Consider the following 17,214-nt stretch of genomic DNA (forward strand, 5'->3'; position numbering starts at 1 on the left):
CAGAGTTAAAAATTCAATCAGTCAATTTTCCTAGAGGAGTTTACTATTTTTAGAACTCTATTTTAAGTGGTTGGTAAAAACATCTCCTTATTGGATGGTCCATTTTATTCCTTTTCTTTTATTATTTTAAGAGAAGGGGATATTGAAACTGAACAAAGAAAACGTTACTACGTGATTGACAGGCTACTTTAATGGAAGGGAGTTTTCAATATGGTAAATCAAATATTAAAAGTGCCAGATGGCCCACCAAGTGATGTAGAACGTATAAAAAAAGAGAGTAACTATTTGCGGGGATCTCTAGCACAATCAATGTTAGAACCAATCAGCGCAGGAATTTCAGACGATGACAATCGTTTGATGAAATTTCATGGAAGCTATCTACAGGATGACAGGGATTTACGTAATGAGCGTCAAAAACAGAAACTTGAACCAGCGTATCAGTTTATGGTTCGTATCCGAAGACCAGGCGGCGTGGCGACACCAAAACAATGGTTGGTCTTAGACGAACTTGCACAAAAGTATGGTAATGGAACCCTCAAATTATCAACACGCCAAGCATTTCAAATGCATGGGATTCTAAAATGGAATATGAAAAAAACGATTCAAGAAATTGATTCAGTTCTTATGGATACTATTGCAGCCTGTGGTGATGTAAATAGAAATGTAATGTGTGATCCAAATCCTTATCAATCTGAAATTCATGCTGAAGTTTATGAATGGGCTAAGCAATTAAGTGATAAACTACTACCTCGTACTAGAGCGTACCATGAAATTTGGCTTGATGAGGAAAAAGTTGCTGCTACACCAGATTTAGATGAAATAGAACCAATGTATGGTCCACTTTATTTACCAAGAAAATTCAAGATTGGTATTGCAGTCCCACCATCTAATGACATTGATGTTTTTTCACAAGATATTGGGCTTATTGCCATCGTTGAAAACGAGAAACTAGTAGGCTTTAATATAGCTATTGGTGGTGGAATGGGAATGTCGCATGGTGACACCAAAACATACCCTCAACTTGCAAAATTAATAGGTTTTTGTAAGCCAGAACAAATCTATGATGTAGCAGAGAAAGTCATTACAATTCAGCGTGACTATGGTAATCGTTCTGAACGAAAAAATGCCCGATTCAAATATACAGTCGACCGCCTCGGATTAGAAACCGTTAAGAATGAGTTAGAAAATCGTCTTGGCTGGTCATTAGATAAGGTAAGGCCGTATAAATTTGATAGTAACGGTGATCGTTATGGATGGACAAAAGGTATACAAGAAAAATGGAATTTCACTCTGTTTGTTGAGGGTGGTCGTATTGGGGATTTTGAAGACTATAAACTAATGACTGGTTTGCGGGAAATTGCTAAGGTCCATACTGGGGATTTTCGCTTAACTGCTAATCAAAACCTAGTCATTGCTAATGTATCAAACAAGAAAGAAATTAACGAGTTGATTGAACAATATGGTTTAACAGACGGTAAGTATTTATCAGCACTTCGTCGTAGTTCCTTAGCATGCGTAGCACTCCCAACCTGTGGCTTAGCAATGGCCGAAGCCGAACGCTATTTACCAACTCTTCTCGATAAAATCGAGGTTATTGTTGATGAAAATGGTTTGCGCAATGAAGAAATTACTATTCGTATGACTGGGTGTCCGAATGGATGTGCCCGTCATGCATTAGGGGAAATAGGGTTTATCGGTAAAGCACCAGGCAAATACAATATGTATCTCGGTGCTGCCTTTGACGGTAGTCGTCTAAGTAAAATCTATCGTGAAAATATTGGGGAAGAAGAGATTTTAAACGAATTACGTGTACTTCTTTCTCATTACGCAAAGGAACGTAATGAGGGAGAGCACTTTGGGGACTTTGTTATTCGTGCAGGCATTGTTAAGGCAACTACAGATGGTACTAATTTTCATATGTAAAATAAAGAAGAGACAGGATTGGAATCCTGCCTCTTTTTTACAATTCCACCTTATTTAAGAGGGATTTGGTATGTTCGTGAAAGTACTAACTAATGATATATATTAAGTGGATGGCTTATTAAAAGTAAAATTGGATGGTTATTTTTCTTATAAAGTCTTTAATATAAAAATAAAGGGCTAAATAATTTTAGAGAATAAGAAAATATAAAGTAAATGTTAAAGGCAGAGAATTTAAAATGAGATGAGGAAAACAGGTGGTAAAAAAATTATCAGCTAAACGCGTAGTTATTGGAGCTTCGCGTAAAACAGAAGAAATAAGTATGTTAATTGAAAAGCAAGGTGGAACGCCTATTATAAGGTCTCTTCAAGGAACTGTATTTTTAGCAAAAAAGGAATTAGAAGTAGAATTACAGCAGGTTATAAGTGCAGGAGTAGATTGGGCCATTTTCACGACAGGAATTGGGGTTGAGACACTTTTAACTACAACTGAAGAGTTGGGTATTCAAACTGAGTTTCTTAGAATGATTCGTCATGCTAATGTAGCAACGAGGGGCTACAAAACTTTATCTACCCTAAAAAAAATGGGTATTAACCCAGCTGCAACAGATGAGGATGGTACCACTCAAAGCTTACTACACTCTTTAGAGGAGTTCGATTTTAAAGGAAAAAAAGTCATGGTACAACTTCACGGTGAGAAGGCCCCTAGGTTAATTAAGTTTCTTGAAGATAAGGGAGCACATGTATTTAAAGTTTTACCATATCAACATATTGCTCCTAATTCAGAAATTGTAAAGAAACTATGTAATGAATTAATCAACAATGAAATAGATGCAGTTTGCTTTACCACAGCTATTCAAGTTCGATCTCTTTTTGATTTTGCTAAAGAACATGATTATCACCAAGAAATTCAGCAAGCATTTAAGGAACAAGTTGTAGCTGTTGCAGTTGGTAAAGTAACAGCTGAGGCATTAAGGGAAGAAGGGATTCAAAGAATAATTGTTCCAGAAAAGGAAAGAATGGGTGCTATGATTATAGAACTGTCTCGGTTTTATGCAAACTAATTATTATACAGTAGGGATTTAATGGAGAACTAAAAGTAAGGATGAAGTAAAAATGGATTGGAAACCAGATCGTTCAGATAAAAAACCTATTTATAAACAAATTGCTCATTATATAGAACATGGAATTGCTACAGGCATCTTCTCTCCAGATAGTACGTTACCATCAGAGAGAGCACTTGCGAGTGAATTAGGAGTAAATAGAAGTACTATTATATCAGCGTACGAATACTTACACTCTTTAGGCATTGTTGAGCGAAAAAAAGGTAGTGGAACACGTATAAGTACAAATATTTGGGGGATTTCTCATAAACGAATTCCAAATTGGGGAAGATATGTAGAAGATGGCTCATTTTTACCTAATCTCCCGTTAGTTCAAAAAATTCGTACAGAAACACAAAAAGATAATTTCATTAATTTGGCAAGTGGTGAGTTAGCACCTCAGTTATTTCCAACTATTCAATTTCGTGAAATTCTTACTCGACAACCATTCATGGAGAATTTAGGATATGACCACCCTCAGGGGAATGAACTTTTAAGGGAAACTATTTCTCAACATGTAAAACAGTATAAAAATATAGATACAAATTCTTCTTCTATTCTTATTACTTCGGGTGCACAACAAGCACTTCACCTTATTGTTCAGTGCTTATTAAAGCCTGGGGATGCTGTGGCAATTGAGGATCCGTCTTATTGCTTTTCTCTTCCTATTTTTCAATCCGCAGGGCTTCGAACTTTTTTATTACCTGTAGATAAGGACGGGGTGAATCCTAACGATCTTATATCATTGCATAAAAAGCATCGCATTCGAATGATTTTCTTAAATCCTGATTATCAAAACCCAACAGGGACGGTTCTTTCTACACCTCGTCGTAAAAAAATATTAGAACTGTCATCTGAATTAGGTATTCCTATTGTTGAGGATGATCCTTATACGTTAACCACTTTTGGTGGGGAAGTGAATCAAACATTGAAGTCAATGGACTCTAATGGAAATGTTCTTTATATTAGTTCTTTATCCAAAATTGTTGCCTCAGGGCTAAGAATTGGTTGGATTATAGGTCCTCAGTCAGTGATTCAAAGACTCGCTGATGCTAAGCAACAAGTTGATTTTGGACACAGTGTTTTTCCACAATGGGTTGCAAACCAATTTTTAAGTTCATCATATTTTTCCGAGCATATTCTTACTATTAGAAAAAACCTTAAACTTCAAAGAGATGAACTAGCTAATAGTCTTCATGAACTTTTAAGTGATGAAATGGAATTTTATATGCCAAATGGTGGGATTCATATGTGGTGTAAAATAAATAAGCCCATCCATGAAGGGCGTCTGCTCGAAGAATCGCTAAAGAAAGGCATAGCTTTTGTTCCAGGGACTATTTTTGGTTCCCAAAAGGGATATGTACGCTTCACTTTTGGACGAGAAAAAGTTGAATCAATTAGAGAAGGTATTCTTAGGTTTGCAGATGCTTTAAAAAGCGTAACTAACACATAAATTTTCTTAAGCATGTTACTTTTTAGATGAACACTGGCTTGACCAATAATATTTTTATGTAAAGTATTAATCAAGCCAATAAATACGCCACGTAGAAATTATATAAAGATAAAATGAGTCATGAGAAATTCATGGGTCATTTTTTATTCTTGACATTGTTAATTTTGAGAAAGGATCTTTAGAAAGTGGTTGGTTAAATTAACTCATAATTGGATGGTTCTTTTTCTTTTATATTCTTTATTATAAAAAGAAAGGCCATAAATGTTTATTTACTATCGCTCCTCCCATAAGTAATTTACTGAGATTTAGCTAAATTGAAATAAAGGTAACTATAGGTGATATCCAGTGATAGCAAATCCTGTTTATTTAGCTTATATAACTCTAGCGAGAGCTTTATTTAATCTGCGCTCGAACTTATGTTAAGTATGTTCCAAAGTATATCTTTCAAAATCATGTGAATTACTTCACATTGAAATTAGTTTAAAGATAATTTTATTCAAAAACGAAGTGAATTGTCTCTTATTTATGAATTTAAAATGAGTAAATTTTCTATAAGGAGCTTTAAATATGCCTATTCATGAAACTATCCAAGCACGTAAAGTATTAGAACACATTCAGCCATATTTGCCAGGCAAACCTATCTGGGAAGTACAAGAAGAGCTAGGACTAGACCAAGTAATTAAAGTAGCCTCTAATGAAAATCCTTTAGGACCGTCTCCTAAAGCACTTGAAGCTATTTTAGTAAGCCTAACAGGAATTAACCGTTACCCAGACGCGAATGCTACAGATCTTAAGAGGCAAATTGCTGTTCGTTCTAATCTATCACCAGAGCAAATCATTGTTACAAATGGTGCTGATGAGTTAATTACCTTGATTTCTGAAACGTTCTTGAACTTAAATGATGAAATTATTGTTCCTTCTCCTTCTTTTAGTGAGTATGACTTCGGTGCCTACTTAATGGGAGCTAAGGTCGTGGGTGTCCCTTTTGGGGAAGACTACCAATATAATGTGGAAGCCATCCTTTCAGCTGTGACACAACGAACAAAAATTGTTTACCTTTGTTCTCCAAATAATCCAACAGGTACTTATCTATCAAAAAAGCATTTACACAAATTATTAGATTCTTTACCAAAGCACGTACTAGTTGTATTTGATGGAGCATATAGTCACTACGCGACAGCTGATGATTACACAGTTGGAATTGAATATGTTAAATTAGGCTATCCAATTATTGTATTACAAACTTTTTCTAAGATATATGGTCTTGCAGGCGTTCGGATTGGTTTTGGACTTGCGTCAGAAGCTATTGTCCAAAATATTCTAAAAGTAAAAGAACCATTCAACGTTAATACTTTAGCTCAAGTAGCTGCTACAGCAGCTATAAATGACGATAAGCATGTTGAAGCCTCTCAAGAAGCCAACACACTAGGACGCTTACAATTGTATGAAGGCTTTTCTAAACTTGGATTATCTTATACAGAGAGTATGAGTAATTTCGTACTTGTTAGGGTTGGACCAAAAGCAAAAGACGTTTATGAAGAACTTCTTTCTAAAGGAATTATCGTTCGGTACGGAGACACATGGGGACTGGAGGAATATATCAGAATTTCAGTAGGTAACCCAAAAGAAAATGATACTTTACTTAAAGCTATGGCTTCTGTTTTACAAGAGACGTGTTAACAATAATTTTATTTGTAAAGGGGAAGTTTTCATGCACGATATTGCTAAAAACCTAAACAACGTAATAAAAAATGAAAATCCTTTTATTTATGACATGCTGTCAGACTTAGGTAAAAACTTATATAACCAGAAAGGTATTTTGAGTCAAAGTGCTGAAGCAAGCAAGCGAGCTTATAGATTTAATGCCACGATTGGGATTGCAACTGAAGAACATGAACCTATGCATTTTCAACATATACAAGATCATTTTATAGGATATGCTCCTGAAGATATCTATCCATATGCTCCCCCAGCTGGAAAGCAAGTATTGAGAGAGTTATGGAATGAAAAATTACTATTGGATAATCCATCTTTACATCATCAAAATTTTGGACTTCCAATTGTCACAAACGCTTTGACTCATGGCCTTAGTATTGCGGCGGATTTATTTGCAAATCCAGAGGATTCTGTAATCGTTCCTGATAAGTATTGGGGGAATTATCAATCAATCTTTCATGTTCGAAGAGGGGCACACTTATTAACTTATAAATTATTTAACAAAGATAGAAAATTTAATACAGCCTCCTTTAGAGAAGCTTTATTTAATCAAAAATCAAAAGGAAAAGCTATTGTCCTTTTAAATTTCCCTAACAACCCGACAGGTTATACACCGGGTGCCAAGGAAGCTGAAGAAATCATTGCTGTTCTAAATGAAACAGCTGAAGCAGGGATTAGTATTGTTGCTATTTTAGATGATGCCTACTTCGGATTATTTTATGAAAACTCTATTAAAGAATCTTTATTTGGTCAATTGGCTGGTCTACATCAAAAGATTTTGCCTATCAAGGTAGATGGAGCAACAAAAGAAAACTATGTCTGGGGACTAAGAGTTGGTTTCATTACGTATGCCTCCCCTAGTTCTGTCATTCTAGATGCATTGGAGCAAAAAACAGTAGGTCTTATACGGGGAACTATTTCAAGCAGTTCTCATTTATCCCAAACTGTTATCTTACAGTCTCTGCAGTCACATGAATTTGCAAAAGAGAAACAGCAGAAATTTCAATTGATGGAACGAAGAGCCAAAAAAGTAAAAGAAGTATTGAATCAAAAAAAATATAATGATTACTGGTCTTATTATCCGTTTAATTCTGGTTACTTCATGTGTTTACAACTTAAAAATATAAATGCAGAGACGCTTAGGATGCACTTATTAAATCAATATGGGGTAGGAACGGTTGCAATTAATCCCACAGATTTAAGAGTCGCTTTCTCTTGTGTAGAAGAACAAGAAATAGAGGAACTATTTAACCTTATATATAAAGGCGCTGAAGACATAGTTCATTCAAATCATTGAATGGAATTCAGCCTAGGAGTGAAAGAACAATGAATCAAGCAACTCAAACTTTAGACGGGTGGTACTGTTTACAAAATTTTTATAAGTTAAATTAGAAAACATAGAAACTGCTATCTAGTGATGAACGTCAAGTGGCTATTGACGAATTTATAAAACTGAAAGAGCAATGGAATATTACTCAAAACAAAAAAGAAGGCAGCTATGGTATATTTCAGATTACTGGCCATAAAGCAGATCTTATGCTGATGATTCTCCGACCAACTATGGAAGAACTTCAAGATATCGAAACCTCGTTTAATAAGACTAAGTTAGCTGAACACATGATACAAACTACCTCGTATGGTATCTGTAGTAGAACTAAGTAATTACTTAAGTAAAGGTGAAAACCCATATGAAAAACCTGAAATTCGTTCCCGGTTATATCCTCTTTTACCTGACGCGAAATATATATGTTTTTATCCAATGAATAAACGCCGTCAAGGGAACGATAATTGGTATTCACTACCTATAGATGAACGTAATCAGATGATGCGAAGTCATAGTATGATTGGACGAAGTTACGCAGGAAAAGTCAAACAAATTATATTAGGTTCGATTGGTTTAGATGATTTTGAATGGGGAGTGGCGTTATTTGCTGATGATGTTCTTCAGTTCAAAAAATTAATATATGAAATGCGGTTTGATGAAGTAAGTGCCCGTTACGGTGAATTTGGTTCTTTTTTTGTGGGACAAACACTGTCTAAAGAAAAAATTACACGTCTATTGCACATATAATTAAAAACAACATTAGATAAACTAAGAGGTGTATTAAAGATTGTATTCTCAATTTCAAACTCCATTATTTACAGCACTACTAGAACATGCAAACAAAAATCCAATCCAATTCCATATTCCAGGTCATAAAAAAGGAAATGGAATGGATCCTGAATTCAAGGGATTTATCGGTGAAAATGCACTTTCTATCGATTTAATTAATATTGCTCCGTTGGATGATTTACATCAGCCAAGGGGAGTTATTAAACAAGCACAGGATTTGGCGGCTGAAGCGTTTGGTGCGGATCATACATTCTTTTCTATCCAAGGTACGAGTGGTGTGATTATGGCAATGATTATGTCTGTATGTGGGCCTGGCGATAAAATTATTGTACCTCGTAACGTACACAAATCCATCATGAGTGGAATTGTACTTTCAGGTGCTACACCCATATTTATTCACCCTCAGGTAGATCCTGACCTTGGTATTTCACATGGGGTCCCGCCTGAATCTATCGAAGAAGCATTAAAACAACATCCAGATGCCAAAGCTGTACTTGTTATTAATCCTACGTACTTTGGAATTGCGGGGGATTTGAGAAAAATTGTAGAAATTACTCATTCCTATAATATTCCTGTACTTGTGGACGAAGCGCATGGTGTGCATATTCATTTTCATGATGAATTGCCTCTTTCTGCAATGCAAGCAGGAGCTGATATGGCAGCTACCAGCGTGCATAAGCTAGGAGGGTCAATGACACAAAGTTCTATACTAAATGTACAGGGGACACTTGTTTCGCCAGAACGTGTACAAGCTATTTTAAGTATGTTGACAACAACTTCTACTTCTTATATATTACTTGCTTCACTTGATGCAGCAAGAAAATCCTTAGCAACAGAAGGACAAGCATTATTAGAAGAAACTATCCGTATGGCTGAAAAAATTCGTGGTCTAATTAATAGAATTGAGCACCTTTATTGCGCAGGAAGTGAAATTTTAGGTACATCTGCAACCTTTGCCATAGATCAAACAAAACTTGTTATTTCAGTGAAAGAATTGGGTGTTACAGGGTATGCTGTAGAGAAATGGCTTCGTGAGAAGTTTAATATTGAGGTGGAACTATCTGATCTTTATAACATTCTTTGCATTATCACACCGGGTGATAATGAAGAGGATGTCTTAAGACTTGTCCATGCTTTAAAAGAACTGTCGAGAGAGTTTAAGTATCAATCAGATACTAATATAAATACTGATGTTCTATTGCCAGAAATTCCATTACTTGCTTTAACACCTAGGGATGCTTTCTATGCAGAAACAGAAGTGGTTCCCTTCGAAGAATCAATTGGAAGAATTATTGCTGAATTTGTGATGGTTTATCCACCAGGTATACCGATTTTTATCCCTGGTGAAATCATTACAGAAGAGAATGTACTATATACTAAAAAAAATATAGAAGCTGGTCTTCCTGTACAAGGTGCTGAAGACCTTAACTTGAAGTTCATACGTGTTTTAAAAGAGCATAGGGATCTTAAATAATATTAACGTTAACCTTTTTAGATTCTATAGAGTTTACAACACTAAATGAGAAACTTACCAGAAAATAAGTCATGTAATAACATTTAGAATGTAATTAATGGAGATGAATGAAGATGACATGGATTGTAGTACTTTCAATAATTGTTGCAAGTGCTCTAAAATTATTAATAACAACTATGCCAACCCCAGTAGTTAAGTGGTTTCTCCGGAAGTTTGAACTACACTCTAAACTTGACTCCTCCCATGTGAGTATTAAAAAGGACGGGAAAATATTAGAGGGTGAAGAGAAAGAGAAATTTATTGCTAATTTCAATGAAGCAACTTTTCTAGAGAAATATTATGTGCATTCAGGTAACGAACAATACTTTTTACATCCTGAAAACGCTAAATCCCCTTATGTTATTGATGCGAAAAGAGGGAAAAACAATGTTAAATTGTCTGTCTATAGTTATAAAGACCGTGTAGACGTAGTTAAGCAATATAAAAAGAAAATAGAAGCGTATAGCTTGCTTTCTGATCCTCTTCAGCAAGAATCCGTGTCTTAACTTAAAAAGATCGCCTTTGATTTAGTTAGGCATCAATCTAATTCTTATTCTATTTGCAACAACCTCACAACTAGCAGAAAAAACTACCCCTCCCCTTGAACTGCACCTCCAATTATTAGTTTTTGTCTAACAATTGGGGTGCAGTTCAGGAGCAGTAGGTTTTTCTATTTGTTGACTATAGTTGACTATATATGATATACACTCTTAGTTAACATAATGTACATTCTAAATACATACATAAATCACTTAGATATGATATCGTAAGTATAAGGAACCATTAACTAATGTAAAGGAGTTAGAACATGAATACTAGTAGAACTAAATGGCTTCCTGTGCCTTATTTTCAACTCAATCAGGAAGGTACAATTCTAAATGTTTCACACATAACCCATTCATATTTTCCACCTACATCGAATATATGGACGATCATTTATAAAGAAGACCGAAATAAAGCCATAGTAATGTTTTCACAGAGTCCTAATTCTCATCCTATAACAAAACAGCTCATTTTACAGACAAGTAACAAGTTATTTGGGAATTTTAAATGTACGATCCAATGGAAAGATGGTATAGGTCACCTCGTATGTACAGAAGTGAAAAGTAGTAAAGTTCTTGCACCTTTATCTATTCAAAACTCTTTAGTCAACACTCAAAAACGGTTAGAGGAATCAGAAAAACATTTAACCAAAGTTGCTAAAATAGTAAGTATAAAAAAACACTAATTATTTTGTTTTTGCCTCACAGAATTTTTTGAATTTCAAAGATGTATTTCATATAAATCTTTAGTTGTAATCATGTTGATTTCTATGATAAGGGTATAGTATTATGCTGGATTGAATTTTCAAGAAACATTCTTTTTTAAGTTTGTTTCTTTTTTTTTTGATAATTATAGAACGAATCATAAAAAGTAAATTGAGCAAACTACTAAAGTCAACGTAATCTGTTCTTTATAAGAATAGATCACAAAAAGCCACTGACCCCATGTGTCAGTGGCTTTTTGTGATTTTAAGCTGTATATGATTCAAATCTTTAATTAACATAATTGACGTTGTACCAAATCACATGCTAAAAACCTTTTTTGTTAAGAAAAGATTCATATCCATTAATAAATTAGTAAATATTATCCATGAGGTGATCATATGGATAAGAATAAGTTAAAACTCACATCTTCCGAAATAGGGACGCTATGGGGAGAGTATGTAAACGGAACAATGACAGATGTAGTAAATCGATATATGTTCTCTATTATTGAGGATGAGTCAATAAAGGCTGTTTTTGAAGATGCTATCAAGACTTCCGGAAAACAAAAGAAACAAATTATAGCTTTTATAGAAAACGAAGGGTTTCCAGTACCAATTGGATTTACTGAGTCTGACCTCAATAAAGGTACCAAGAGATTGTTCACGGACATATTCTGCTTGAATTATTTACATATCATGACGTTACATGGCTTGCTAGGACATACAACCTCATTAGGTGTTTCTGTCAGAGAAGACTTACGCCACTTCTACGATTCATGTGATAATGATGCTAAAAGGATGTATCATCAAACGATTGAATTATTACTTGAAAAAGGGGAGTTTCAGAGGGACCCTTATTTTTATCCTGCTACGAACCCTGAATATATTTCTAGCCAGGATTTTACGGATGGGTTTTTCGGGAAAGGCAGACGGTTAACGGCATTAGAAATCATAAGTATTTCTTTCAACCTTAAAAAAAGCATTATGGCTAAAACTCTTTCTATTGGATTTAGCCAGGTCTCTCAATCAAAAGAAGTAAGAAAATTTTTAGAGGATTCGGAGAAAACAGCTGATGATCAAATACAAGCCTTTTCAAAAATAATGCACGCAGATAATTTACCAGTTCCTAAATCGTGGGAGACAGAAGTAACAACTTCAACAGACGCTCCTTTTTCTGATAAATTAATGATGTATCATATTGGTTTCTTATTCCAAGCTGCACAAGCGTATCATGGAACAGGGTTAGCATCAGCCATGCGAACAGATCTTGTAGCTGCTTACGAAAGTGTTATTCTAAAGAATTTAATGGTAACAAAAAAATGGTTTGATATTATGGTGAAAAATAAATGGTTAGAACAGCCACCACTTGCTCCTAACAGAAAAGAAATAACAAAAGAAAAATAATAAAATCTAATATTTTGAGCAAACTACTCAAGATGCTCTGCAACGTCAACTGACTATTGACCATTCAAGAAACAGAAAAAACTACTGATCCCTGTTCAGTAGTTTTTTCGATTTTTAAGCTGTATACGATATGCATTGCTAGTTAACATAATGTCTCTTCCGGTACACATCAAAAAAGAGAACCCTTATGGGAGTAAGGGTTCGAACAGAGTCACTTTTATAGAATATGCATCTTTTTATACATCGTTGATACAACTGATATCTCCTTACAGGAAGTTGAAGAGATCATGCATAAAAAAAGCACCTTTTATGCATATGTTAGACACATCAAAAATAGTATTTATATTGAAAAACATGTTATAATTCTGCTATCGTTCGTACTTGGATACGTATGAATGAACCCTTACATGAAGCAACCTCGCCTGCCAATGCTGAGGTTGCTTTTTATTTTGTTATTGTTAATTAAAATCTTTTATATACCACGTATCCATAGCAGAATGTTCAAAACCTGATAGTGGTTTAGGTAAAAGTGTAAATACAAATTTTTCATTGTGTTAACTAAGTTTGTATATGATATTCAGAGGAAAAGAGCAGGCTTAAGCCTGCTCTTATAACCTTTAAGGCTATTTTTAATTTAAACATTTTCTAGTATTTTTTTCACCAAAGTGTCTACGTCATTATCTTGAAGTGTGGTTAGTTGTACACGACAAAATGGGGTCACTCTACACTCTAGACATCGTCTGAAGCAATCCACAACACAAACCTCTATATCTTGCTGATAATTTTGTTGAAGAATATCTAAGACTATATTTGCTTTAGTTACTTTAATGTTCCTTTCACAAAATTTAGCTACCCTCATATTCAGTCTCCCATTCGCAAAAAGCACCCCAAAAGGTGCTTTTTTATTTTAAACATAGTGAGTGAATTGTATATCTAATGTACGAAGGTACGTTTGAAGGCCTGCGTCTTGAATTGGGATAATAAATGCAGGCTCTTCAGATTCGTTGTGGTGAGAATGCCACAATCCTGGAGGAGTAACAAATGCTTTTCCTGTTACCCAATCAATGCGAACGGGATCAATTATCTTTTTAGTAACGGGATCAATCTTATCTCCGACTAAAGTATAAGTACCGGGTGCAGCATAAGCAACAAAATCAAGGGCAACTGACTTATGACTATGAGCTGCTTGGTTAGATCCTACAGGAACAATTCCGAACATCGCCCATAATACGTGTGTAATGGTTAGAGTTTGTTTGAATTCTAGATTGTTTAATAAAATAGAAATACGATTTTTTAGGTGAGCATCAGGAGCGTTTGCTACTTCCTCCAATTTCGCAGTAGCTTGTTCAGCTGTAAAAAGTGTCGGTTTAAAACGAGTTTCTGTTGCTTTAACTCCTAAATAATTAAGAAGTGGAGTATCGAGAATATAATAGATGGTTGCATCTTCTGTTGCAGTGTGCCTGCTAGTCGAGCCGGATGGAAGAGTTAAAAAATCACCTTTTTTCCAAGTGATTATCTCACCATTTAATTCTGTGTGGCCTACACCAGAAATAATATAATATAATTCACTGGTTGCATTGGGTTGTGTAGTAATGCTGTCATTCGCATTAATTCGAATGAAGTGAGCAAGAAGTGATGGACTTGTTGCCGGATATTCAGTTTTGAGTTCATTTGAAAGGTCCAACGTAACAATACGAGTTTCTCCTGAGTTATATAATTCAGAGGAAAATTCTTTAGGGGGAATTGCACTTATGATACCACTTCCGATTGGATCAGCAGCAGTAGTATATTCATAAAAAAGGGCATCTTTAGTGCAGTCTTTATTCACTTTTCCATTAGATAAGTTTGCTTGTTTTTCATTTATAGTCATGTATAAACCTCCTATTATCTTTATGGTCTTATCTTATCTTGATAAAAGACAATAGTGAAATATATAATATAAACTGCTGTAATATATTTTATATATAACTGATTAGGAGGGGAAAAATGATGGAGCTTCGACAATTACAATATTTTATTGCTGTAGCAGAAGAATTAAACTTTAGTCGTGCAGCAGAGCGTGTCAAGATTACGCAACCTCCTTTAAGTTTACAAATTCAGAATTTAGAAAAAGAATTAGATATTGTTCTTTTTTATCGAAATAAACGTCAAGTTAAATTAACAGATGCAGGAAAATTATTTTATACGGAAGTTTGTAAGATTTTTAATCATCTTGAACGTGCTGTTGAAGATGCGAAACGTACTCAACATGGAGAAATCGGGACAATTAGAGTTGGGTTCGTAGGATCGGCTACTTACGATATTCTTCCCTCAATCCTAAGAGAATTTCGAAATTTGTATTCAGAAGTTGAAGTTCATCTATTCGAAATGTCTACGCCTATGCAATTAGAAGCTTTACGTGAAGGGGAAATTGATATAGGAGTATTAAGACCACCTGTAAATGATGAGATAGTACATACCGAAATCGTTTCTACAGTCCCATGCGTACTGGCAGTTCCAAAACAGCATCCGTTATTAAAAATAAAAAACGTCTCTCTTTCTGATCTTAAAACCTATCCTTTTGTAATGTTGTCTAGAAAAACATGGTCAAATCTCTATGATGAAATCTTAGGATTATGTAATCCAATCATCCAACAAGAGGCTTTAGAATTCCAAACTGTAATCGGTCTAGTTGCAGCTAAATTGGGTATTGCCGTAGTTCCACAATCCGCCGTGAATTTACATACCCAAGATGTTGTATATTTGGACCTTGACGATCAATTACCTGTAGCTTCTATGGGTATTGCTTGGCGACAAAAAGATCAATCACCTTTAGTGCAATCTTTTATCCAGTTAGCAAGAGAGACTTGTTTATTTTAATTAGATAAAGTACAAAATAGTATATGTCCATGGGAAACTATAATTAAAAGTAAAAAAGTTTTAATAGCTGATTTTATTGCGAAAGTAATAGGGTTTTAAAAGGTGTATCTTAAGATACACCTTTTATATTATGTAAGAAGTATAAGAATAAATCTGAGTTTGGATATATAAGTAAATGTAATTTGATTTTATCTATTTACGTAATATTTAACGCATTAAATATCTATATAGTTTTAAATATTAGTTATATTGTAGAAAAGACGGCTATTTGATGTCTCTAAATGTAAGAGGTAAACCTTAAATTACAAAAAGTAAACTTGTTCAATTACTTATAAGAATGAAGAATGTTCAAAAAAGTATACCTTTACGGACATGATGTTTTAAAAATGAAACTACCAATTTTAACGTTCGTTTACATTTTAAATCAAATTACGAACGTTCACTTAATCGCATATACTTATACGAACTGTTTTACTCCACTAAAAAATTAAAAGCCTTTTCATGAGTAGTTGTATTAGTAATTTCCTCATACTACCTCTTATTTTATCTTCAAACTTTCAAATAATACGTCTAGGAGGTGTTTTTATGCCAGAATACGGTTCAACACAAAATAATAACCATAGCAATAGTTATGATACTAATGGTGGAAATATCCAACCAGTAGATGTACCAAAATCAAATAGTAAAAAGATTCCTGCTAATAATGATGGTCTAAGTGGAAAAGTAAATGCAAACCTCGGCTACCATCCAGAAAAATAGCATGAAAAAACCACCCTACAGAAGTAAGGTGGTTCTCCGAAAAGTTTTATCTTACAAAACTAAAACCATGTAGAATCTTTTTTATTTTGTAAATTATACCATTTAATGAGAAAGAGAGCAACCCTAAAGCTACTCTCTCTCCAACAAAAAAAACACAAAATTTGTGTGTGGTGATGCTTAGGGTACCATCTTTGTATATTTGTTGGAAGACCTTCTATCTATATCATGCCATCATATAGAAGGTTATTCACCTGAACTACCCTCGGAAGGTATAACAACATTCTTATCAAATAAATCGTATTTTAAACCACTTACATAAATAACCTCTTATGATTTTTTTATCGATATTGATTATGATTACATTAGGTCTCTTCGCTATCGGACCAGTCTTTCATTCATTAGAAAACGTAATTCTAACAAGCACAAAAGCAATTTTAGATTTACCGTTTGGTTTAGCTGGTATTATTATTGGTGGCCTACAACAAGTTGTTGTAATTACTGGCGTTCATCATATATTTAATTTACTTGAAATTCAATTATTAGCTGATACAAAATTTAATCCATTCAATCCATTAATTACTAGCGCAATCGTAGCTCAAGGGGCTGCAACGCTAGCAGTTGGATTGAAATCTAAAAATAAAAAAGTGAAAGCATTAGCATTCCCATCAGCATTTTCAGCCTTTTTAGGAATGACAGAACCGGCTATATTGGGAGTGAACCTAAGGTTCTTTAAACCCTTTATAATGGGCCTTATAGGAGGAGCAGTAGGGGGATTCTTAGCCTCGATTTTTCATCTAAAAGCAATAGGAATGTCTGTTACAGCTATTCCAGGATTATTATTGTACTTGAATAATCAGATTTTTATCTATATTTTTGTTAATTTGATTGCCTTTGCTGTATCATTTATTCTGACATGGCTGTTTGGTTATAACGACAAGATGCTTAAGAATCGGTAATTATATATAAATTATAAATTGTAATTAATAAACTACAATGAATGACATTAGAAAAAGCCTTATATCTAGATCCAGTATAAGGCCTTTTTAGCAAAGCTTAATCATTGATGTTGTAGGAAAAGAGAAGATTAAAGCCCTTCTCTTTTTTATATAATTTTATTTACTTATTTTT

Annotated in this window: 12 protein-coding genes and 2 pseudogenes; 13 read left to right on the forward strand and 1 reads right to left on the reverse strand. The window is 34.3% G+C overall.

Annotated features, from left to right (window positions below; translation table 11 throughout):
- Positions 1 to 210 precede the first annotated feature (210 nt).
- From cysI to BG04_RS20525, 10 genes and pseudogenes are all read left to right on the forward strand, one after another.
- Positions 211 to 1,923, forward strand: a complete 1,713-nt coding sequence (gene cysI / locus BG04_RS20480; RefSeq protein ID WP_034652907.1) for an assimilatory sulfite reductase (NADPH) hemoprotein subunit — start codon at positions 211 to 213, stop codon at positions 1,921 to 1,923.
- A gap of 254 nt (positions 1,924 to 2,177) precedes the next feature.
- On the forward strand, positions 2,178 to 2,984 hold the full coding sequence (locus BG04_RS20485) for a uroporphyrinogen-III synthase (protein ID WP_034652905.1): 807 nt from the start codon (positions 2,178 to 2,180) through the stop codon (positions 2,982 to 2,984).
- 52 nt (positions 2,985 to 3,036) lie between these two features.
- Positions 3,037 to 4,476 (forward strand): aminotransferase-like domain-containing protein, encoded by a 1,440-nt coding sequence (locus BG04_RS20490; RefSeq protein WP_034652903.1) that lies wholly within the window; start codon positions 3,037 to 3,039, stop codon positions 4,474 to 4,476.
- Positions 4,477 to 5,043: 567 nt separating this feature from the next.
- Entirely contained in the window at positions 5,044 to 6,156 is a 1,113-nt protein-coding gene (hisC, locus tag BG04_RS20495) for a histidinol-phosphate transaminase (RefSeq protein ID WP_034652902.1), read from the forward strand.
- A 31-nt stretch (positions 6,157 to 6,187) separates the two neighbouring features.
- Positions 6,188 to 7,489, forward strand: a complete 1,302-nt coding sequence (locus BG04_RS20500) for an aminotransferase class I/II-fold pyridoxal phosphate-dependent enzyme (RefSeq protein WP_034652901.1) — start codon at positions 6,188 to 6,190, stop codon at positions 7,487 to 7,489.
- Positions 7,490 to 7,518: 29 nt separating this feature from the next.
- A pseudogene (gene hemQ, locus BG04_RS20505) lies at positions 7,519 to 8,263 on the forward strand (hydrogen peroxide-dependent heme synthase).
- 40 nt (positions 8,264 to 8,303) lie between these two features.
- Positions 8,304 to 9,779 (forward strand): aminotransferase class I/II-fold pyridoxal phosphate-dependent enzyme, encoded by a 1,476-nt coding sequence (locus BG04_RS20510; protein ID WP_034652899.1) that lies wholly within the window; start codon positions 8,304 to 8,306, stop codon positions 9,777 to 9,779.
- Between the two features lie 113 nt (positions 9,780 to 9,892).
- Positions 9,893 to 10,324, forward strand: a complete 432-nt coding sequence (locus BG04_RS20515) for a YfmQ family protein (RefSeq protein WP_034652898.1) — start codon at positions 9,893 to 9,895, stop codon at positions 10,322 to 10,324.
- A gap of 302 nt (positions 10,325 to 10,626) precedes the next feature.
- Positions 10,627 to 11,046, forward strand: a complete 420-nt coding sequence (locus BG04_RS20520) for a hypothetical protein (RefSeq protein ID WP_034652896.1) — start codon at positions 10,627 to 10,629, stop codon at positions 11,044 to 11,046.
- 417 nt (positions 11,047 to 11,463) lie between these two features.
- Positions 11,464 to 12,468 carry a DUF3231 family protein gene (locus BG04_RS20525; protein ID WP_034652894.1) on the forward strand — a complete coding sequence of 335 codons (1,005 nt, stop codon included), beginning with the start codon at positions 11,464 to 11,466 and terminating at the stop codon, positions 12,466 to 12,468.
- A gap of 907 nt (positions 12,469 to 13,375) precedes the next feature.
- On the opposite strand, the gene BG04_RS20535 is transcribed toward BG04_RS20525, so the two are convergent.
- Positions 13,376 to 14,338: a cupin domain-containing protein gene (locus BG04_RS20535; RefSeq protein ID WP_051975616.1), complete on the reverse strand. Its 963-nt coding sequence runs from the start codon at positions 14,336 to 14,338 to the stop codon at positions 13,376 to 13,378.
- A gap of 119 nt (positions 14,339 to 14,457) precedes the next feature.
- Here BG04_RS20535 and BG04_RS20540 point away from each other — a divergent pair, with 119 nt between their 5' ends.
- The 3 genes and pseudogenes from BG04_RS20540 to BG04_RS20545 form a co-directional block, all read left to right on the forward strand.
- Complete coding sequence (locus tag BG04_RS20540) at positions 14,458 to 15,327, forward strand: LysR family transcriptional regulator (RefSeq protein ID WP_034655221.1); 870 nt, start codon at positions 14,458 to 14,460, stop codon at positions 15,325 to 15,327.
- A 585-nt stretch (positions 15,328 to 15,912) separates the two neighbouring features.
- Positions 15,913 to 16,086 (forward strand): hypothetical protein, encoded by a 174-nt coding sequence (locus tag BG04_RS30620; RefSeq protein WP_016766194.1) that lies wholly within the window; start codon positions 15,913 to 15,915, stop codon positions 16,084 to 16,086.
- A gap of 335 nt (positions 16,087 to 16,421) precedes the next feature.
- Positions 16,422 to 17,042 (forward strand): annotated as a pseudogene (locus BG04_RS20545) (PTS transporter subunit EIIC); the annotation flags it as partial.
- Between the last annotated feature and the right edge of the window lie 172 nt (positions 17,043 to 17,214).

The sequence above is a fragment of the Priestia megaterium NBRC 15308 = ATCC 14581 genome (assembly GCF_000832985.1).
Taxonomy (GTDB): Bacteria; Bacillota; Bacilli; order Bacillales; family Bacillaceae_H; genus Priestia; species Priestia megaterium.